The organism is Mesorhizobium sp. M2A.F.Ca.ET.046.03.2.1, assembly GCF_003952425.1.
Lineage (GTDB): Bacteria > Pseudomonadota > Alphaproteobacteria > Rhizobiales > Rhizobiaceae > Mesorhizobium.
Genome location: NZ_CP034449.1, coordinates 3,010,324 through 3,030,064, shown reverse-complemented (window position 1 = coordinate 3,030,064; position 19,741 = coordinate 3,010,324). Strand labels below are relative to the sequence as shown.

Here is a 19,741-nt window from a genome sequence, read left to right as displayed (position 1 = left end):
CGATTGGCCAAAGCCTACGCGAAGTCGCCATCCACGGGCGGAGCAAGGAGCGAAGCGACGCGCACAGACCCGAGGATCCATGCCGTGATTTCCGAGCGCCGCAAGGGTGCAGAATTCTGCTCTGATGCATCCTGCGCTCAAAGTCATGGCATGGATTCCAGGGTCTCCGCGACGCCGCTTCGCGGCTGCTCCGCCCAGGAATGACGAGGTTCGGGCGGCTTTGGCCAATCCCGGGCGGGCGGATGAGGGGCAGCGCCGGCGTCTGCAGTTTGAGCGCCGGCTGCCTGCCTTTGCCCAGGGTCGCGCCGTCAGCGCCACCCCTCATCCACCTGTGCCGGCACCTTCTCCCCGTGACCGGCCCACAGGGGGGAGAATCAGCAGCTTCGGCGTCTACTCCTCCAGGTCGATCTCCTCGGTCTGGCCGCCGCTGCAGGTGTAGCAGCAGTCCTCGCAGGATTCCTGATTGTTGGGGCCGACGCCCCAATAGGTGCTTTCGTCGCCGTCCACCCAGGCGCCGTAGCAGATCTTCTCGCCCTCGTTGCAGGAGATCGGCAGTTGCTTGGTCTCGCCGTCGTCGAGATAGAAATCCTTGCCGTCGCCCGGCCAGACATAGTCGCGGTCCTGGCTGTAGAGCTCGACGCGCATGGCGTTGGGATGGTTGTTCCTGATCTGGAAGGTGACGTCGCCGGCATGGGCGGCGGGCGCGATGAGGACGGCAAACGAAAGCGCGGCGGCGGCGCGGCGCGCGAAAGAGATGGACATGAGAACCCCCGAGACAGAATCGGCCCCCACGGCCGATGGCAGATGATGGCACGAGGCGTGGCGATGCCAAGGGGTGGGGAGGAAAATAGTGGGGTGAAATCTGGCGCGACCTCCTCCTTCTCCCCTTGTGGGAGAAGGTGGCTCGGCGCGCAGCGCCGAGACGGATGAGGGGTGCTCCAGCTTGGCGAAACCGCCTGAACCTCGCTAGCGCCAAGGCTCCAGACTTTGATCCCTAACATAAGCGATGATGGTATCGCACACCGCATCGAGTTCCTTCAGCACATCGTCGTTCCAGAACCGCAGCACGCGAAAGCCCCTGGCCTTCAATACGGCGTCGCGTTCCTGGTCATGCCGCGATTCCGCATGCTGGCTGCCGTCGATTTCGACGATGAGCCTGGCCTCGGCACAGACAAAGTCCGCCACGTATCGGCCCATCGGCACCTGCCGCTTGAACTTGATATTGTCGAGTCGCCGGCCGCGCAATTCTTGCCACAGGCGGTCTTCTGCCTCCGTAGGCTCGCGGCGCATAGAGCGGGCGAAATTGCGTTTGGTCGAGGTTACGGGTTGGTGCGGCATGGTGCGAGATTAGCCGGCCTTCGTGATTGCTCAAATATCCAGCGTTGCACTCCGCTGGAGCACCCCTCATCCGTCTCGGCGCTGCGCGCCGAGCCACCTTCTCCCACAAGGGGAGAAGGGGAAGAGCTACTCCGCCAGGTCCACCGTCTCTGTCGAATGCTCCACGCAGATGAAGCAGCAGGTGTCGCAGGGCTGGTCGTTGTCGGGGCCGACGCCGGCGCTGACGGAATCGTCGCCGTCCACCCAGGCGCCCCAGCAGATATGCTCGCCGGGCTCGCAGGAGATCGGCACGGATTTCTTCGCCTTCGGCCGGATCAGGAACACCTTGTCGCCGCCCGGCCAGACTTTCTGGCTGTCGCGGCTGAACAGCTCGAGCGCCACGCCGTCCGAGCGCTGGTTGCGCACGAAGACCGACATGTCGGCGGCGGCGGCCGGCGTGGTGAGGAGAAGGAGAGCGAGCAGAGCGCGAATCATGGCGAGGTCCCTGGGGGAGTAGAGCACGGGTGGAGGCGGGGCGCGACCTCCCCTTCCCCCCTTGTGCAGGGCTGTCCGGGGAAAGGTTCGGGTGAATCGAAATGCCGCATGTGCATGCCCCGTAAGACGGGGATTTTCCGTCTACCTTCTGGTTGTCGAGACTCAGAAAGGGAACGGGGCATGCGCTTTACGCCTAGCATTCTTGGCAAGCTGGTTGAACCGATCAATCGTCGCCGCTTCCAGACGATTGTGGATAGCCATGACGGGGATGCGTATGACAAGTCGTTCAAGAGCTGGGACCATCTCGTGGTGTTGATCTATGCTCAGCTCAGCGGCGCGACGAGCCTTCGCAGCCTGCAAGCCGGCTGGAACGCCAACTGCCAGCACCATTACCACCTCGGCAGCGACCTGTTGCGGCGCTCGACCTTGTCGGACGCCAACCGGCGCCGCCCTGTAGCCGTCTTCGCCGAGACGTTCGCCCTGCTTGCAGGCCAACTCGACCGGCAGATGCGTCGCGAAGGCAGTGCCATGCTGCGGCTGATCGATTCCACGCCCATCCCGCTCGGCAAGCTTTGCGACTGGGCCAAGTCGAACGGCCGCATCCGCGGCATGAAGCTGCATATCGTCTATGATCCAGACAGCGACTGTCCGCGCGTCCTCGACATCACCGATGCCAACGTCAACGACGCCCAGATCGGCCGCACCATCTCTATCGAAGACGGTGCGACCTACGTGTTCGACAAGGGTTACTGCCACTACGGCTGGTGGACGGCGATCGCGGCGGCGCAAGCCTTCTTCGTCACCCGGCCCAAAACCAACATGGGGCTCAAGCTGGTGTGCGATCGTCCCCTCGCAGCCATGCACGGCGATGGCTTCACCGTGCTTGAGGATGCCGAGGTGAGCTTTGCCAGCAAAGGCGATTCCAAACTGCCGATCCGCTTGCGTCGCATCATCGTGAAGCGAGACGAAGGCGACACCATCACGCTGCTGACCAACGATCTCGAGCGCTCGGCCGCCGACATAGCAGCCCTCTACAAGGGGCGCTGGCAGATTGAGCTCCTGTTCCGCTGGATCAAGCAGCACCTCAAGATCCGTAAGTTCCTCGGCAACAATGACAACGCCATCCGCCTGCAGCTCTTCGCCGCCATGATCGCCTATGCGCTGTTGCGCATTGCAGCGCGCGCATATCGCGTTGCACTGCCGATCCTGCGCTTCACCGACCTGGTGACACGATGCCTGTTCGAGCGGCGCCACATCGCCGCCATCGACAAACCGCCGCCCGTCAATCCAAGTCGAAGGTACCCCCGCTGCTCTCCCGATCAGATGAGCCTCGACTATGTCTAACTTTCCCCGGACAGCCCTGCCCCTTGTGGGGGAAGGTGGCCGCGCAGCGGCCGGATGAGGGGTGCTCCAGGGAAAGCCAGCGTCTCACTCCGCTGGAGCACCCCTCATCCGTCTCGGCGCTGCGCGCCGATCCACCTTCCCCCACAAGGGGGGAAGGAAGAATCACCGCCTCACCACCACATGCGGTGCAAACGTCTTCACCGCGTCCAACAAGTCCTGTCCCCGCACGTCGAGCGAGGAGATTTCCATATGCACAATGTTCCGGCCGAAAGGCATCAGGCCGAAGGCGTTGGCGGAGGAATAGCGGATTTCGTCGGGCGGCTCGCCGGTGAGCTCGAAATTGAGCATCGCCGCGCCCTTGCCGCCGGCGGCAAGCCGCACGCTCCGCACCTTGCTCCACGGCACCAGCACGTCGCCGGCGCGAGCATCGCGGAAACCACGCTGATCCAAGACGACCTTGACCGAAGTGTCGAAAGCGCCGCGCGCGATAAAGGCGCCGAGCCCGAGACAAGCGGCGGCGAGCAGCGCGATCCACAGCACATGCCCTCCATCCGCGCCCGAGGCCACGCCCTGCAGCGCGCCGAAGCCGAAGACGCCGCCGATCAGGAACGGCCCGAGCGCCGGAAAGATCTTTCCCGACGGGCTGTTGCGGAGTTCGAGCGGCGCGGCCATGGCCCTGGCACTCAGCGCTCCGCTTTCAGCAAAGTCCAGATCCAGCCGACGAAGGTCAGCACCAGGAACGGATAGCCGAGCGCCGGCAGCGGCGACGAGGTGGGCAAAAGCGGCGCGCCCCACAGGATCATCAGCACCGAAACAGTGAAGAGCGCGGCGGCAATGAGCCCCGTGAGCCGCATCCAGAGCGCGAAGGTGGCCTGCGCGCTAACCATGACCAGCCCCGCCGCCCACAGCGCAATGCCGCCGGCATAGGAAGGCACTGAGGCCTGCAGGCCCGCCGCATTGCCGGCCAGAAGCAGGCTTTCGCCGGCGAGGAAAGTCAGGAAGCCGGCCGCGACGAGATCATTGCCGAGCCGCTGGTATTTTATCGTCAGCAGCGCCGCGGCGACGACGATGCCCGCGCCGTCGATGGTCCACAGCGTCTCGCGCAGCGCGTCGCTGCCAACGAAAGTGCCCGCCATGCCCAAAGCGCCGCCAATGGCGAGGCCGATCGCGGCGACGGTGTCCGAGGTGGAGCGCATGTGATGTCTCCCCAAGCCCGGGGAGAGGATACAACGAGGTGGGGAGATGGTGAAGTGTGAAGCCAGCAAGAGGTTACTAGTCCGAAGAGCCAACGATCAAGCGACGGTTGCGTCGCAGCGCGCTGATTCCGATTTCCGTTACGATCGCCGCGCGGCACTCCAGATCGCTAGCGCCTTACCCTACGGCCGGATTGGTGAAGGCGGCCTCGCCTAAGCACAAGGCGCACGCGATGTTGCGTAAAAGACGGCCCTAGCCGCCAAACTTGTCCCTAAGCAGGACATGAATTCGCTTCAAAACCATCAGAAGAGAGAGGAAGAAGTTGATAGCAATTGCGGTTGCCAGCGTTTCCAATATCCGCTGCGTAATGCCGCATGTGAATAGCAGGCTTGTAAGCAAAAAAACGATTACCAATGACGAAACTATAGTGAATGAAATATTGGAAAAAGACTGCCTTAAAAGCCTATCTCTCAATTCCTTGTTGGCGCCGCGTGAAGAATCAGCAAATGAGTATATCAATACAAGCACGTTAAAGAGAAGTCCCGCAAATATAGCAAAAACAGATACTAGCGTTCCTACGTATGCATCTGGTATCGAAAACCCGAGAGCCCATGCCAGTAACGCCAAAGCTATTGGCGCGCCTAGCATAACCAGGTAATCTGCAACGCTAACTTTATCTGTGCCTTCGTCCTTTAGAGTAGCAAAATGATCGCGTACGATCATTCTAATATCGATTTTGCTAGTCATAGCATTATACCGCCGCGCTTTGCTATTTCGGCGACTATCTCCTTGAATTCTTTGGCAAGGCTGTCCCTAGTTGGATAACCATCGGGTCCAAACTTTACGTCATCAGTGATGTCGAACGAACTATTGATGCTATTTGGCTTTGTGAGATTTATCTTCCGTATTTCGCCACCAACTCGGATCTTGGTGGTAACAACGTCAAACCCATGCTCGCCGAACTCGAAGACATCGTCCAATTCTTTCTGTCCATTGGCAAACGCAATTAGACCGTCCTTCTTGAAGAGACCGTTCGAAGGACGAACGGAATAAGAGAACACGCCCGGGTACGCCTTTTTTATCCCCCCAAAAGCATCAGCAATATCCGCCGGTATCTCATGCTTCTCAACAGTTATTTCTTATACACTCCCTGTTTTCAAATATTCCTTAAGAGCATCCGCGAGTGTCATACTTCTTACGTGAAGGCGATAGTCTGGGTAATATTTCTGTAGCTGGCCAGCGATTGCGCCCTCAAACAGACTCTTTACGCCATTCAAACCAGATTGCTGCAAACACAGGATTCCTCGGGTTTCATTTGGAGGCAGCTCGAGGTGAAAATAAAATGGCGAGGGCAGCGATTCGGTCTTCTTTTTCTTGTAGGTGGTTTTGCCGCTGTCGGCGTCGATGATGTCTGACGCCTGGCCATAGTCGCCAGCAAAGACCATGCCCGTCAAGGCGCCGGTGTTGGCTGGCTTGTCCAAGACCACTTTGAAGGTCTTCTGAAAGTGAGCGACCTTGCTATATGTGACCATCTTCTGGAGATACTTCAGAATCGTATCTCGAAGGTCGGCCGTCCCGTCGAATGAACCAAATTTCAGGTTCTGCTTTGACGAGGCATTGAGTTTGCGCACCTCTACTAGATACGCCACAACCTTGCATCGCGGCATTATTCCCTCCCCCGTTCGAGAGGGAAAATAACTGAGTCATTCTACGCTGTCGTCAGGGAATTTGGTCTTTTATACCGGTATGCGCGCGACACGACCCTTTATCTCTGTCGGGTTTTCACCGGCCATTGCCAGTTATCCCCAGAAAGCCCGTCGTACCCGCGAATCGCGGGTCGGGACTCTTGTGTTAATTGATCGAGTCACCTTTCAATTCCGGCTCCAGCGCGATGGAGGGGAGTGATTCGACCCTTGCAAAGCGATCACACTCCCGCCCCACCGGGCGTCGCTGGATGGCGCATCCCGCTGCGGGTGCCTTCTTCCCCGAGCCATCCGGGGAAGTCGTGGTGGGGGCGGCTTGGTAGCTGGTCCGGGCTTCCGACCTTGGGTCCAGTGGGTTCGAATCCCACCGCCTCCACCGACTCAAGATGTAACCAGTTTGGTTACATCCCGTAAATACGTTTGCGCATAGTCGGGACAAATTGTCCCCCGGCCAGAATTGCCGGCCTTTCGGCAGATTTCATGACTATTCGGCCATATCTCAACCGGCACCGATGTAGCCTTGCACATCTACTATTGCAGCCGTGTGATAGGGATTGGTGTGTCAGGGAAGCGTAGCAAGACAGTTACGTGCCCGCTCCACCGAGCAAGCTCAGAGCCGCGCAGCCGGTCCTCACTGCCTGCGGGCAACTCTCCTGCTAGAAGCCCGCGGTCGATTCGCGGGGCCGACATTTTAAATGCTGCACGACAAAACGATCGCCGGGGCCCTCAATCCCCCATCTTCAGCGCCTGGATAAACGCTTCCTGGGGAATATCCACCTTCCCAAACTGCCGCATCCGTTTCTTGCCCTCTTTCTGCTTGTCCAGCAGCTTGCGCTTGCGGGTCACGTCGCCGCCGTAGCATTTGGCGGTGACGTCCTTGCGCAGCGCCGAGACGGTCTCGCGGGCGATGATGCGGCCGCCGATGGCCGCCTGGATCGGGATCTTGAACAGATGCTGCGGGATCAGCTCCTTCAGCTTCTCGCACATCTGGCGCCCGCGCTTTTCCGCCGCCGAGCGGTGCACCAGCATGGATAAAGCGTCGACCGGCTCGTCATTGACCAGGATCGACATCTTCACAAGGTCGCCCTCGCGATAGTCGGTCAAATGATAGTCGAAGGAGGCGTAGCCCTTTGAGATCGACTTCAGCCGGTCGTAGAAATCGAACACCACCTCGTTGAGCGGCAGGTCGTAGGTCAGCATGGCGCGTTTTCCCACATAGGAGAGATCGGCCTGGATGCCGCGCCTGTCCTGGCAGAGTTTCAGGATGCCGCCGAGATAGTCGTCGGGGGTCAGGATCGTGGCGCGGATCCACGGCTCCTCGATCGAGGCGATCTTGACCACGTCGGGCATGTCGGCCGGGTTGTGCAACTCCTTCACCGTGCCGTCGATGAGGTTCATGCGGTAGACGACGGAGGGCGCGGTGGCGATGAGGTCGAGGTTGAACTCGCGCTCCAGCCGCTCCTGGATGATCTCCAGATGCAACAGCCCGAGGAAGCCGCAGCGGAAGCCGAAGCCGAGCGCGGCCGAGGTCTCCATTTCATAGGAGAAGCTGGCGTCGTTGAGGCGCAGCTTGCCGACGGCGGCGCGCAGGTCCTCGAAATCGGCGGCGTCGACCGGGAACAGGCCGCAGAACACCACCGGCTGCGCCGGCTTGAAGCCTGGCAGCGCCTTCTGCGTCGGGCGGCGGTCCTCGGTGATGGTGTCACCGACGCGGGTGTCGGCCACTTCCTTGATAGAGCCGGTGAAGAAGCCGAACTCGCCGGGGCCGAGCTCGTCGACATTGACGCGGGCCGGCTTGAACACGCCGGTGCGTTCGACGAGATATTTCGCGCCGGTGCCCATCATGCGGATGGTCTGGCCCTTCTTCATCACGCCGTCGATGATGCGCACCAGAACGATGACGCCGAGATAGGCGTCGTACCAGGAGTCGACCAGCATGGCTTTCAGGGGTGCTGCGATGTCACCCTCGCGCGGCGGCGGCAATTGGTGGACGATCGCCTCCAGCACGTCCGGCACGCCAAGGCCGGTCTTGGCCGAGATCAGCACGGCGTTGGAGGCGTCGAGGCCGATCACCTCCTCCACCTGCTCGCGGATGCGCTCGGGCTCGGCCGCCGGCAGGTCGACCTTGTTCAGCACCACGACGATCTCGTGGTTGTTGTCGATGGCCTGGTAGACATTGGCGAGCGTCTGCGCCTCGACGCCCTGGCTTGCGTCCACCACCAGCAGCGACCCCTCGCAGGCGGCGAGCGAACGCGACACCTCATAGGCGAAGTCGACATGCCCGGGCGTGTCGATGAGGTTCAGCACATAGTCCTCGCCATTCTTGGCGCGGTAGTTGAGCCTCACGGTCTGGGCCTTGATGGTGATGCCGCGCTCGCGCTCGATATCCATCGAGTCCAGCACCTGCTCCTTCATGTCGCGCTCCTCCAGCGCGCCGGTGAGCTGGATCAGCCGGTCGGCAAGCGTGGATTTGCCATGGTCGATATGGGCGACGATGGAGAAATTGCGGATGTGGTCGAGCGGCGTCGTCATGCGGCGCGCTTTAGCAGGGGCGGGGTTGAGGGGCAAGCGGCGGGGGGTCTTCCCCTTCTCCCCTTGTGGGAGAAGGTGTCGCCGAAGGCGACGGATGAGGGGTGCTCCAGCTTGGCGGCGCCACTTATCCGGTCGGAGTTCGCCAGCGTCTCACTCCGCTGGAACACCCCTCATCCGTCTCGGCGCTGCGCGCCGATCCACCTTCCCCCACAAGGGGGGAAGGGAAGATCACGTCCCGCTCACGAAACATTCAAAACCGCTTAAATATTCATGCACCGCTTTGGCGCATGCTTCGCGCCCGACCAACTTGCTGCCCAAGACGACGAAGGCCCTGAAATGTCCCGTTCCGCCCGAAAGTTCAGCCTGGCCGCGGTGGCCAGCGCGTTGAGGCGATTTTTCGCGCACTGCCACGGCTCGATGATGCCGATGATGGTGCTGCTGACGATCCCGCTGGTGACGGCAGTCGGCTTTTCGGTCGACTACACCTCGGCGGTGACGACCCGCAGCGACATGCAGAACGCGCTCGACGCGGCGATCATCTCGATCACCACGCTGCCGACCACGACATCGCTGGCCGACCGCCAGACGGCGCTTCAGCAGGCCTATGCGGCCAATAGCGGCCAGGGCACGGCGACGCTCACCAGCGTCAATGTCGACAGTTTCGGCGCGGCGACCTTCACCGCCACGGCCAGCTATCCGATGCCGACCAATTTCATGCAGATCGCGCGGATCAACACGGTGCAGGTCGGCGTCGGCTCCGCGGTGCGCAAGACGCCGGCGCTGGTGCAGTCCACCTTCAAGGTGACGAAGGTGTCGGGTTACTGGGCAAAGACCATGACGCTCTACGGCACCAAGTTCGGCGACACGGTGGCCAAGCCGCTGATGACGATCAGCTATAGCTATAACGGCTATGGCGATCCGAAGGGCTACGGCACGACCACGGTGAGCACTGTCAACGGCTCCACCAGCACAGTGGTGCAAAGCCAGGTGTGCACGACCGGCACACTAAAGTCCCTCCAGAAGAGCCTGCCCGCCGGATCGGTGATCCAGACCGACCAATACGGCACCAGATATTCTTGCGCCGACACCTTTTATCCTGCCAATGGCGCCGGCGCGGTGATCGACGTCAGCCAGATGGACCAGCTCTATCTGGAGATGGACGTGCCGTCGGGCAACCCGAAGGTGCTGAAATCGAACGACCCCGCCACCTCGAACCGGCTCTATATCGGCACCAGCGCCACCAACACGCCGGAGGTGGCGACCGGCAAGACCGTCAACATCTTCACCGCGGTGCCCTGCGGCCAGCCCGGCTACCAGGCTTGGGAAGACGGCGGCAACCCGGTGCCCGCCGATGTCAGCAACGCCGACTTCTTCTACACCACCACCGGCAAGTGCGACTACAACCAGCGCCCCTCGGAAACGGTGCTGACGCAGTAGGGCGCGGCTTAGCGCGTTTCACCGTTTCACGGAAACGGCGAACCGCTCTACCTCCTTGTTTTTACGCAATTCCGGACGGAAAACCGCTCACACTTTTCCTGGAATTGCTCTAGGCGTTCCCGATCAGCACGCCAGCCCCGAACACCAGCGCGCCGCCCAGCACCACCTGGAAGGCGGCGCGCCAGAATGGCGTCTGCATGTAGCGGTTCTGGATGAAGGCGATCGCCCACAGCTCGAAGAACACCACCACCGCCGCGACGATCGTGGCCGTCCAGAAATAGGGGATGAGGTAAGGCAGCGCGTGGCCGAGCCCGCCCAGCGTCGTCATGATGCCGACGGTCAGGCCGCGCTTGAGCGGCGAACCGCGCCCCGACAGCTTGCCGTCGTCGGAGGCGACCTCGGTGAAACCCATGGAGATGCCGGCGCCGATCGAGGCGGCGAGGCCGACGAGGAACGTCTGGAAAGTCGCATGGGTGGCGAAGGCGGCGGCGAAGATCGGCGCCAGCGTCGACACCGAGCCGTCCATCAGCCCGGCCAGCCCCGGCTGCACATAGGTGAGGATGAACTGGCGCTGCTCGGCGCTCGCTTCCTCCTCCTTGACCGCACCCGGCACGTGCTGCTGCTCCAGTTCGTGCGCCGAGCTCTCATGGCCTTGCTCGGCCAGAGCGAGATCGTCGAGCAGTTTGCGCGTCGAGGCGTCGGTGGTGCGCTTGGCGGCCTCGACATAGAAGCGGTAGGCCTGCCGCTCCATGTCCTCGGCCTGCCGGCGCACATGCTCGATGCCGAGCGGCCGCACCAGCCAGTCCGGCTTGCGCTCGTAATAGCCCCTGACATGCTCGCGCCGGATCAGCGGAATGCGGTCGCCGAATCGCTTGCGGTGCAGCTCGATCAGCGAGTCGCGGTGGCCGTCCTCCTCCTCGGCCATCGCCTCGAACACCTTGGCCGATTGCGGAAAGTCCTGCGCCAGGCCATCGGCATAGGCGCGGTAGATGCGCCCGTCATCCTCCTCGGAGGAGATCGCCAGCGCCAGGATCTCCTGCTCCGACAGCGAATCGAAGGAACGGCGGCCGAAGCCGAAAACACGGGAAAGCATGATGGGATCACTCTAGTTTAGAATGATTCTAAACTATGGTTTCAAGCACCCAACGTCAATTGCGAAGGCCACGGGCCGCGCGCAAAAATGGATGACCAGGCGTGCTCGGAGCGGCCCCTTCATTATTGCCGAATGTTAACCTATATTGACGCGACAGCCGAAATCGAAGGAGACCAACGCAATGACGGAGAAGAAGCCGCCGCACGCATTCGACGCCAAGCCGGTGCTCGATCTCATCGCCAGCATCGAGGCCGACCTGCGGCGCCTGAAGGGCCTGGTCGAGGAACAGCTCGAGAAATTCGATCCCGCCAACCCGCACAACAAGACGCCGGACGGCAAGCTGACCGAGGAGGGCGCGGAGTGCTGCTACCGCATGTTCGACGAAGGCAAGTCGCGCTACACGGTTTCCCAGCAGATGAAGATATCCTTCGCCGCCGCCACCCACCGCTTCAACACCTGGCGCAAGCTCGGCGGCAAGAAGCGGACGCCAACGCTGCTGGGGTGAGCGGGGCGTTCGCAAGGACCGCGATTGGCCGTGGCCACATTCCCGATCCATGCCGTGACGCTAAGGCGTTGCAGCGGTTACAGAATTCTGCACCGTCGCGCGTACCGCAAAGGTCAAGGCATGGATACTCGGGTCAAGCCCGAGTGTGACGAAGGAATAGGCGACTCGGCTAATCGCATAGGTCGCGCCAACAGCGCCCGCTCCGCCCGGCGCCACTTTCAGCCACAGCGCTTTCTCGTCCAGTATCAAGACAAGCCCAGCGACCCGGGACAGCATCAGCCTTTTGCGATTGGCGGTAGCCAAAACTCCCGACGAAGGTGAAGGCGCGCCAGCGCACCACCGCCAAACCTTGTCCCCGTCACATTTTTTCGTTGGCGCGCGCCGGCCTTTTGCGTGCACCATGGGCGATCGCGTTCTTTCGCAAGGCCCGCCATGACCACCCTGCCCGGCATATCCGACATCCGCGCCGCCGCCGAGCGGCTTTCCGGCCTGATCGTCGAAACGCCGCTGATCGAATCGCCGGAGATCAACAGGCGCCATGGCGGCCGCATCCTGTTCAAGCCGGAGACGCTGCAGCGCACCGGCTCCTTCAAGATCCGCGGCGCCTATAACAAATTGTCGACGCTAAGCGAGGAAGAGCGCAGCCGCGGCGTCGTCGCCTTCTCGTCCGGCAACCATGCGCAGGGCGTGGCGGCGTCGGCCGCCCTGTTCGGCGTCAAGGCGGTGATCGCCATGCCGGCCGACGCGCCGGCGATGAAAATCGGCAATGTCCGCAGGATGGGCGCCGAGGTGGTGACGTTCGACCGTTTCAAGGAGGATCGCATGACGGTCGTGCGCCCCTATATCGAACAAGGCATGGCGCTGGTGCCGCCCTTCGACGATCCGGCCATCATCGCCGGCCAGGGCACGATCGGGCTGGAATTGATGCGGCAGGCCAAGGCGCTGGGCGTGGCGCTCGACGCCGTCGTCATCCCTTGCGGCGGCGGCGGCCTTTCGAGTGGCATCTCCGTCGCGGTCAAGGACGCCTCGCCCAATACGCAGGTCTGGGCGGTCGAGCCGGAGCATTTCGACGACACGCGCCGCTCGCTCGCCAAGGGCGAGCGGGTCGCGAACGATCCCGGCCACAGCTCGATCTGCGACGCGCTGCTCACCGCCGAGCCCGGCGCCATCACCTTCGAGATCAACCGCAAAAATCTCGCCGGCGCCATCGCGGTGTCCGACGAAGCCGCTGCCCAGGCGATGCGGGACGCCATGGCCCATCTCAAGCTTGTGGTCGAGCCCGGCGGCTGCGTCGCGTTTGCCGCGCTCTCCTCCGGCGAGATCGACCTCGCCGGCAAATGCGTCGCCGTGATCCTGTCCGGCGGCAATGTCGATTTCGGTACCTATGCCGAGATCATGACGGCCGCGTAGGACTGTTGCGCCTACCACAAGCGTCAGGCCTTCAGCTTGTGTGGCTCAAAAGGCCCAATCACCTTTGGTTCGCCGGATTTCCTCTGAGGTCAGGAAGTGGATCTCCATAAGGATCGGTTCTTCCGGTCCTCGGAAGAAATGCAATTCCGTATGGGGAAGCACAAGGCGGCGCACTGTTTCGGAGGCACTGTCGACTTGGTACTCTTCGCTGTGAAGGCCGAGATCAGTAAGCAGCGCCTTGGCGGAGGAAAGTCTCATGGCTGGGCTGAAGCCATCGAGATCGATTTGGCTGTTTCCGCTCCACTTCAAAGGTAAAGACTTGGCGACGTCCGGCATGTGCCACAGCTTGATGCTGATGCGGTTGACGCGAGCCCGATTCCGGCGGGTCAGAATGTCGATCTCCAGGTCGCCATAGCCAAGAAGAAAGCCGCAGGGCTGATTCTGATAGACATACAGCCATTTCGGGAAGCCAAGGTGCTTCTGGACTGGGCCGAGATCGGCTCCGACACGCAAGGGCATGTCTTTCTTGCCCGTGATCAAAGGAAGGATATGAAGTTTGCCCCGCAGCATCTATCAACCTGAATTGGCCCGTCACAGGCGATGCACTCTATAGTCTCGGCTACCGCGCCGGCGGTGCCTATCAATCCAGCGTCCGTCTGAACCGCACCAGCGCGACCCCGGCAAACAGCGCCACGAACACCGCCAGCCAGCCGATTTCCGTCGCCACCGCCGGCAGCTCGGCGCCCTTGAGCATGACCGCGCGGGTGATGCGCAGGAAATGCGTCAGCGGAAAGATCTCGCCAAGGCTCTGCGCCCATCCCGGCATGCCGCGATAGGGGAACATGAAGCCGGAGAGCAGCAGCGAGGGCAGGAAGAAGAAGAAGGTCAGCTGCATGGCCTGCATCTGCGAGCGGGCCATGGTCGAGATCGTGTAGCCGAGCAGCACCAGCGAAAGCACGAAGACCAGCACCGAGGAGAGCAGCAGCGTCAGGCTGCCGACGAAGGGGATGCCGAACAGCAGCTTCGCCGCCACCAGCACCACCACCACCTGCACCGCGCCGACCACCAGGTAAGGCAGCACCTTGCCCAGCATGATCTCGAGCGGGCTCGAGGGCATGGCCAGAAGGTTTTCCATCGTGCCGCGCTCGGTTTCCCGGGTCAGCGCCATCGCCGTCATCATCACCATGGTCATCTGCAGGATTACGCCGAGCAGGCCGGGCACGATGTTGTATTGCGAGACGCCTTCCGGATTGTAGCGCCGGTGCACGACAACATCGAGCTGGCCGCGCGCCGCTTCCCTGGCCGCGTCCTGGGTGCCCTGGGCTCGCAGCAGCGCCTGGCCGGCAACGGTGCTGAGCGTGGAGATGGCGCCGCTGGCGACGGACGGGTCGGTGGCGTCGGCTTCGATCAGGATCTGCGGGTTGTCGCCGCGCTCGACGCGGCGCGCGAAATCGGCGGGAATGGTGACGACGAAGGAGACGTCGCCGCGCGCCATCAGGAACTCGGCTTGCGCGGCACTTTGCGCGACATGGTCGAAGCGGTAGTAGCCGGTGGTCTGCAGCGCCGAGACCATCGCCCGCGTGTAGGGATCGCTGCTGGTCGCCACCAGGGCCGCCGGCAGGCTCTTCGGGTCGTTGTTGATCGCAAAGCCGAACAGCACGAGCTGCATCAGCGGCACGCCCAGCATCATGGCGAAGGTGATGCGGTCGCGCCGCATCTGGATGAACTCCTTGGTGAGCAGCGCGCCCAGCCTGGCGAAGGAAAAGACCGCGTTCATGCCATATTGTCCTTCGAGCCGGACATGAACTGGATGAACACATCCTCGAGGCTGGTCTCGCCCGGCGTCACCGTCACGTCCTTGTGCTCCTTCTCGACGTCGGCCAGCGCCTTTTCCAACGCTGCCTTGTCGGAGCCGACGACGTGCAGTGTCGCGCCGAACGGCGCCACCTGGTCGACGCCGGGCCGCCCCTGCAGCGCCTGGGCGACCTGGTCGAGCCCCGGCCCATGCAGCACGAACGTGGTCAGCCCGGCATTCCTCACCACCTCGTCGACCGTGCCGGCGGCGAGCATCTTGCCGTAGGAGATGTAGCTGATGCGGTGGCAGCGCTCGGCCTCGTCCATGTAATGGGTGGAGACGAGCACGGTGAGCCCGCCGCCGGCCAGGCGATGGATCTCGTCCCAGAACTCGCGCCGCGCCTTGGGATCGACGCCGGCCGTCGGCTCGTCGAGCAGAAGCAGCTTCGGCTTGTGCATGATGCAGGCCGCCAGCGCCAGCCGCTGCTTCCAGCCGCCGGAAAGCGTGCCGGCCAGCTGGTTGCGGCGGCTCGCCAGGCCGAGCTCTTCCAATGTCCTCGCCACATAGTGCTCGACCGGCTTCAGCTGGTAGAGCCGCGCCACGAATTCGAGGTTCTCGCCGATCGTCAGATCCTCGTAGAACGAGAATTTCTGCGTCATGTAGCCGACTTCACGCTTGATCCTGAGCGCGTCGGTGCGGATGTCGAAGCCCAGCACCGTGCCGTCGCCCTCGTCCGGCGTGAGCAGCCCGCACATGATGCGGATGGTCGTCGTCTTGCCCGAGCCGTTCGGCCCGAGGAAGCCGACGATCTCGCCTTCGGCGACCGTCATCGTCACATGGTCGACGACCGTCTTGTCGCCGAAGCGCTTGACCAGGCCGCGGACGTCGATGGCGTTCATTGCCCCATATCCGCGAGATCGACATCGACGATCTGGCCGGGCTGCAGCGGCCCGGCATCGCCCTCCGGCCGCGCCTCGACGAGATAGACCAGCTTCTGCCGGTTCTCGAGCGAGTAGATCACCGGCGGTGTGAATTCGGGATCGGGCGAGACATAGCTGACGCGCGCCTTCAGCCCTGCCCCGCAGCCATCGCAATGGACGCTGAGCGCGGTGCCGACCTTGACCGACGAGAACGCGCTTTCGGGCACATAGACGCTGAGCTTCACGGCGCCGTCCGGCAGCATCGAGATCACCGGTGCGGTCGGCCCGGCCGTGTCGCCGGGATTGCGGATCACGTCGTTGACGCGTCCGGGCGAGGGCGCCATCAGCACCCGCTTCGACAACCGCCACTCAGCCTGCCGCAGGGCCGACTGCGCCTGCTTGACCTGGTTGTCGGCGGCCTTGATCGTCTCGGGCCGCGCCGGCAGGTTGCCGACGGCGAGATTGGCTTCCGCCTGGCCGACCTGCGCGTTGGCCGTCTCCAGCGAGGCCGAGGCGGTGTCGTAGTCGGCCTGCGTGCCGGTGCCGCGCTTGTAGAGGTCGCTGGCGCGGTCATATTTGCGCTTGGCGTCGGCGGCCTGGGCTTTTGCCATGTCGACCTCGGCCTTCAGCACGGCGATCTCTTCCGAACGCTTGCCGACCTGCAGGTCGGCAAGCTGCGCCTGTGCCTGGGCAAGCGCGGCCTCGGCCTGCGCCACCTCGATTTTGGCATCGGCATCTTCCAGCGTCGCCACCGCCGCGCCGGTCTCGACGCGGTCGCCGCGCCTCACCGTCACCGTCGCCACCTGGGCCACTTCGATCGGCGCCATCAGCACATATTCGCCTTCGACATAGCCGACGGCGAGGGGTGCCGCCGGCGCGCAGGCGCCGAACAGTTGGGCCGCGAGCGGCAACGAACAGAGAAAGCTCATGATTTGCCCTTCTTGCCGGCGGGCGCATCGCGCGCCGCTAGCATTGCCCTGAGATTGCCGGTCGTGACCGCCACCACCTTGGCGGCCTCTTTCTCGCCGATCTCGCGCCAGCCCATCCGGCGCATCACCGCTTCGCGGCCGATGCGGAAATAGATGACTTGGCCGATCATGGTGAAAACGGTGAGCCGGGTTGCCTCGCTCTCGGCCGGTTCGCCGGTCGCCTGCTCCCAGATCTGGCACAGCCGCCGGTGCGTCGGCTCGAAGACGCCGGCATAGATGCGGTCGAGCGCGGCGGTCGGATGCGAGAGCTCGCGAAGTACGAATTGTACGATCTCGCCCGCCTGCGGACTGACGATGACGAAGCCCACCATCCGCTCCAGCGCCGCAAAGAGCTGTGCCCTGGCGGCTTCCGGGTTTGCCGGGGCGGTCCCCTGGGCGCCGCCCAGCGCCTGGCCGGCGATGCCCTGGATGGTTTCCACGATGAAGTCGGCGGCGGCGGCGCGCAGGCCTTCCTTGCCGCCGAAATGATAGGCGATCGAGCCGATATTGGCCTTGGCTTCCGCCGCGATTTGGCGCGTCGACGTGCCGTCGAACCCCTGCCGCCCGAACAGCTTGAGCGCCGCGTGCACCAGCGCCGCGCGTGTTTGGTCGGCGGTGGTGGCTTCGCGCTGCTGCCTTTTCGCAATTGATTGCCTGTCCATACCTCAATGTTTAATCAATCGATTGATTAAAGTCAAATTTGACCTCTGAACCGGCTTGCCTTCACTGCCCCCACAGGCTTTAGTGCGCGGCCATGGGCAAGGAAGTCGAGCGTAAATTCCTGGTCTCCAGTTCCGCCTGGCGAGACGAGGTCGAGGCGGAGATCCGCATTCGCCAGTTCTATGTCGCCGCCCAGCCCGGCCGCACCGTGCGCGTGCGCATCTCGGACGGGCGCTCCGCCAAGCTGACGTTGAAGTTCGGCGTCAGGGCGCGCGAACGCGACGAATTCGAATATTCGATCCCGCTTGCCGAGGCCGAGGAATTGATGGCCTTTGCCATCGGACGTGTCATCGAGAAGACACGCCACCATGTTAGACACCGTGGCTATCTCTATGAAGTCGATGTTTTCGGCGGCAAGCTCGCGGGGTTGGTGATCGCGGAGCTGGAGACGCCGGAGGACGTATCTGACGAAATGCTGCCCGACTGGCTCGGTCGCGAGGTCACCGGCGAGTCGAGGTTCTACAACGCGTCGCTGGCCCTCGGGGGGATACCGGAGATCGCCGCATGAGCTTCCGCATCGATCCGCGCTTGCCGCTGACCGGCGAGGTCAGGCGCATATTGGCCGACGAGATCGGCAGGGCCATCAGCCATCTCGAGACGGCGCGCGAGAAGCCGGAGCAGGGCCTGCACAAATGCCGCAAGCGGCTGAAGAGCGTGCGCGCCTTGCTGCGCATGGTTCGTTCCGGGGACGAACCGTTCTGCCGGACCGAGAATGAATGCTACAAGCAGGTCTCGGCGCTGCTCGCCGGCCCGCGCGAGGCGACGGCGCTCATCGAGACCGTCGACCGCCTCGCCGATGCCTTTCCGGAACAATCCGCAGGCGGCGGTCTCGATCCCGTGCGCGAACGGCTGGTGCTGCGCCAGCACGAGCTTCATGCCGGCCCGGGCCTCGACGCCGCCATCAACGCGGCCGTGGCCGCCTGCCGGGAAGGCCTGGAGCGTATCGACAGGCTGGCGCTGCCCGACCTGCCGGAACAGGCGGCCGACATCCTGGCCGACGGCGCCCGCGCCACCTTGCGGCGGGCGAAGAAGGCGCTCGACAAGGCGGAGGCGCGCGGCGAGGACGAGGATTTTCACAACCTGCGCAAGGCGGCCAAGACGCACTCCATGCATCTGTCGCTGCTCGGCCGCCTGTGGCCGACGCCGATCAAGGCGCGCCGCAAGGCGGTCGACAAGCTCGGCGAGCAGCTCGGCGAACTGCACGACGTCTTCGTCATGCGCGCGCTGCTCGATGCCGAAGGCGAGCCGCTCGGCCCCGCCGACGAGACGAAGCTTCTGCGCAAGCTCTTGAAGCGCTCCGAGAAGAGCCTGACCAAGGCCTGCCTCGCCGATGCCGCCGAGCTTTTCGGCGACAGCCCGAAACGCTCCGCCAAAAGATTGGCTCGCAAGGCGCGCGACGACCTCGCCGCGCCGCAGGAAGAGGCGAAAGCGGCGTGACGCTGCGCTTTTTCCTTCTCCCCTGGGGGAGAAGGAGAAGGCGCTACGCCGGCAGCGGCCGTCTTCCTTTCGCCCCAGCATCCGCCTTTGCCCCCGCATCGCGCGGATGCGGGCAGATCGGCATGATCGCCGGGAACGGCGTCGCGCCGAAGGCGAAGGTCCATTTGTAGCCGGTGAGCTGGTCCTCCGGCGTGGTGTGCTGGTCGTGATGGGCAAGCAGCCGGGCGCGTTCGGCGAGCTCGTCGGCCTCGCGGCGCAACATCTCGGCCGTTTGCGGCCGCATCCGCCGGGAAAAGCTGATGAAGGTCGCGCCGTGCTCCATATGGCCGAGCGCCCAGCCGACGAAATTCTTGTTGGTCATTTCGAAGTGCGGCTTCAGCGGCCCTTCGAAATCCCACTGGATGGGCGTGTCGACGAGCAGCCTTGCCGACAGGCCGCGCCCCAGCGCCACCAGCCCGAGCTCCTCGAGGTCGCGCAGATAGAGGAACATCGAGGCCTCGCTCAAGCCCTGCGAGCGCATGATGCCTTCGGCCGTGAATTTCTCCGACAGCATGATGAAGACGAAGAGCAGCGCCGGCCGCGCCGCCAGCCTGCGCTCGATCTCCGGCGAAACGCGGTTGGCCGGACCCGGTCCGCGATTCATCGCGCCGAGCACGTTCTCCAGCTCGACGTCCGCCGCGGCGCAGATCTCCATCAGCCGGTCGAGCTTGCAGTTCCGCTCATGGAAGATCCGCTTCACCGTCGGCTCGGAAACGCCCATGCGCTCGGCGAGCGTCCGGTAGGTCAGGCCCTTGGCCTTCAGCGTCCGCTTCAGCGCCTCGAAGATCGGAGCGTTCATGGAATGCACCTCATTCGCGCGATTTCGTATCGA

General features: G+C 63.3%; 22 protein-coding genes and 1 tRNA gene. 7 read left to right on the top strand and 16 right to left on the bottom strand.

All coding sequences use genetic code 11. The features are described from left to right. Nucleotides 1–390: 390 nt before the first annotated feature. The 3 genes from EJ072_RS14465 to EJ072_RS14455 all read right to left on the bottom strand — a co-directional run bounded on the left by EJ072_RS14465 (nt 391) and on the right by EJ072_RS14455 (nt 1,812). The gene (locus EJ072_RS14465; RefSeq protein WP_126080283.1) at nt 391–762 is read right to left on the bottom strand and encodes a hypothetical protein; all 372 of its coding nucleotides are present in this window, start codon (nt 760–762) and stop codon (nt 391–393) included. A 204-nt stretch (nt 763–966) separates the two neighbouring features. After that, nucleotides 967–1,338: an endonuclease domain-containing protein gene (locus EJ072_RS14460; protein WP_126080282.1), complete on the bottom strand. Its 372-nt coding sequence runs from the start codon at nt 1,336–1,338 to the stop codon at nt 967–969. A 126-nt stretch (nt 1,339–1,464) separates the two neighbouring features. Next, a complete protein-coding gene (locus tag EJ072_RS14455; protein WP_126080281.1) occupies nt 1,465–1,812 on the bottom strand; it encodes a hypothetical protein in 348 nt (115 codons plus the stop codon). Nucleotides 1,813–1,992: 180 nt separating this feature from the next. On the opposite strand from EJ072_RS14455, the gene EJ072_RS14450 reads away from it, so the two are divergent. After that, nucleotides 1,993–3,156: an IS4 family transposase gene (locus EJ072_RS14450; RefSeq protein ID WP_126078352.1), complete on the top strand. Its 1,164-nt coding sequence runs from the start codon at nt 1,993–1,995 to the stop codon at nt 3,154–3,156. A gap of 162 nt (nt 3,157–3,318) precedes the next feature. Here the strand turns inward: EJ072_RS14450 and EJ072_RS14445 are convergent, their stop codons facing one another. The 5 genes from EJ072_RS14445 to EJ072_RS14425 form a co-directional block, all read right to left on the bottom strand. Continuing rightward, nucleotides 3,319–3,828: a hypothetical protein gene (locus EJ072_RS14445; RefSeq protein ID WP_126080280.1), complete on the bottom strand. Its 510-nt coding sequence runs from the start codon at nt 3,826–3,828 to the stop codon at nt 3,319–3,321. Between the two features lie 11 nt (nt 3,829–3,839). Then, nucleotides 3,840–4,352 (bottom strand): hypothetical protein, encoded by a 513-nt coding sequence (locus EJ072_RS35965; RefSeq protein ID WP_189343305.1) that lies wholly within the window; start codon nt 4,350–4,352, stop codon nt 3,840–3,842. Between the two features lie 250 nt (nt 4,353–4,602). After that, the gene (locus tag EJ072_RS14435) at nt 4,603–5,073 is read right to left on the bottom strand and encodes a hypothetical protein (RefSeq protein ID WP_126080279.1); all 471 of its coding nucleotides are present in this window, start codon (nt 5,071–5,073) and stop codon (nt 4,603–4,605) included. Between the two features lie 20 nt (nt 5,074–5,093). After that, entirely contained in the window at nt 5,094–5,411 is a 318-nt protein-coding gene (locus EJ072_RS14430; RefSeq protein WP_126080278.1) for a hypothetical protein, read from the bottom strand. A gap of 78 nt (nt 5,412–5,489) precedes the next feature. Then, on the bottom strand, nt 5,490–6,017 hold the full coding sequence (locus EJ072_RS14425) for a hypothetical protein (protein ID WP_126080277.1): 528 nt from the start codon (nt 6,015–6,017) through the stop codon (nt 5,490–5,492). 343 nt (nt 6,018–6,360) lie between these two features. Here EJ072_RS14425 and EJ072_RS35730 point away from each other — a divergent pair. Further along, nucleotides 6,361–6,429: transfer RNA gene (locus EJ072_RS35730), tRNA-OTHER, on the top strand. A gap of 350 nt (nt 6,430–6,779) precedes the next feature. On the opposite strand, the gene lepA is transcribed toward EJ072_RS35730, so the two are convergent. Continuing rightward, a complete protein-coding gene (gene lepA, locus EJ072_RS14420) occupies nt 6,780–8,585 on the bottom strand; it encodes a translation elongation factor 4 (protein ID WP_126080276.1) in 1,806 nt (601 codons plus the stop codon). A 417-nt stretch (nt 8,586–9,002) separates the two neighbouring features. Between lepA and EJ072_RS14415 the strand changes: the two genes are divergently transcribed. Next, nucleotides 9,003–10,022, top strand: a complete 1,020-nt coding sequence (locus EJ072_RS14415; protein ID WP_126083634.1) for a TadE/TadG family type IV pilus assembly protein — start codon at nt 9,003–9,005, stop codon at nt 10,020–10,022. Between the two features lie 109 nt (nt 10,023–10,131). Here the strand turns inward: EJ072_RS14415 and mbfA are convergent, their stop codons facing one another. After that, entirely contained in the window at nt 10,132–11,115 is a 984-nt protein-coding gene (mbfA, locus tag EJ072_RS14410) for an iron exporter MbfA (RefSeq protein WP_126063482.1), read from the bottom strand. Nucleotides 11,116–11,296: 181 nt separating this feature from the next. Between mbfA and EJ072_RS14405 the strand changes: the two genes are divergently transcribed. Together EJ072_RS14405 and EJ072_RS14400 are read left to right on the top strand one after the other, a co-directional pair. Continuing rightward, on the top strand, nt 11,297–11,620 hold the full coding sequence (locus EJ072_RS14405) for a hypothetical protein (protein WP_126080275.1): 324 nt from the start codon (nt 11,297–11,299) through the stop codon (nt 11,618–11,620). 432 nt (nt 11,621–12,052) lie between these two features. Beyond that, nucleotides 12,053–13,030 carry a threonine/serine dehydratase gene (locus tag EJ072_RS14400; RefSeq protein WP_126080274.1) on the top strand — a complete coding sequence of 326 codons (978 nt, stop codon included), beginning with the start codon at nt 12,053–12,055 and terminating at the stop codon, nt 13,028–13,030. Between the two features lie 45 nt (nt 13,031–13,075). On the opposite strand, the gene EJ072_RS14395 is transcribed toward EJ072_RS14400, so the two are convergent. The 5 genes from EJ072_RS14395 to EJ072_RS14375 all read right to left on the bottom strand — a co-directional run bounded on the left by EJ072_RS14395 (nt 13,076) and on the right by EJ072_RS14375 (nt 17,375). After that, complete coding sequence (locus EJ072_RS14395) at nt 13,076–13,600, bottom strand: hypothetical protein (protein ID WP_126080273.1); 525 nt, start codon at nt 13,598–13,600, stop codon at nt 13,076–13,078. Nucleotides 13,601–13,670: 70 nt separating this feature from the next. Then, on the bottom strand, nt 13,671–14,807 hold the full coding sequence (locus tag EJ072_RS14390) for an ABC transporter permease (protein WP_126080272.1): 1,137 nt from the start codon (nt 14,805–14,807) through the stop codon (nt 13,671–13,673). Beyond that, a complete protein-coding gene (locus EJ072_RS14385; RefSeq protein ID WP_126080271.1) occupies nt 14,804–15,724 on the bottom strand; it encodes an ABC transporter ATP-binding protein in 921 nt (306 codons plus the stop codon). Before EJ072_RS14385 ends, EJ072_RS14390 begins: the two co-directional genes overlap by 4 nt. Continuing rightward, nucleotides 15,721–16,674, bottom strand: a complete 954-nt coding sequence (locus EJ072_RS14380; RefSeq protein ID WP_126080270.1) for an HlyD family efflux transporter periplasmic adaptor subunit — start codon at nt 16,672–16,674, stop codon at nt 15,721–15,723. The genes EJ072_RS14385 and EJ072_RS14380 overlap by 4 nt, the downstream gene beginning before the upstream one ends. Beyond that, on the bottom strand, nt 16,671–17,375 hold the full coding sequence (locus EJ072_RS14375; RefSeq protein ID WP_126080269.1) for a CerR family C-terminal domain-containing protein: 705 nt from the start codon (nt 17,373–17,375) through the stop codon (nt 16,671–16,673). Before EJ072_RS14375 ends, EJ072_RS14380 begins: the two co-directional genes overlap by 4 nt. A 92-nt stretch (nt 17,376–17,467) precedes the next feature. Between EJ072_RS14375 and EJ072_RS14370 the strand changes: the two genes are divergently transcribed. Then, on the top strand, nt 17,468–17,941 hold the full coding sequence (locus EJ072_RS14370) for a CYTH domain-containing protein (protein WP_126080268.1): 474 nt from the start codon (nt 17,468–17,470) through the stop codon (nt 17,939–17,941). Next, complete coding sequence (locus EJ072_RS14365; protein WP_126080267.1) at nt 17,938–18,870, top strand: CHAD domain-containing protein; 933 nt, start codon at nt 17,938–17,940, stop codon at nt 18,868–18,870. The genes EJ072_RS14370 and EJ072_RS14365 overlap by 4 nt, the downstream gene beginning before the upstream one ends. A gap of 43 nt (nt 18,871–18,913) precedes the next feature. Here the strand turns inward: EJ072_RS14365 and EJ072_RS14360 are convergent, their stop codons facing one another. Further along, nucleotides 18,914–19,708 (bottom strand): helix-turn-helix transcriptional regulator, encoded by a 795-nt coding sequence (locus tag EJ072_RS14360; protein WP_245463430.1) that lies wholly within the window; start codon nt 19,706–19,708, stop codon nt 18,914–18,916. Nucleotides 19,709–19,741: the final 33 nt, after the last annotated feature.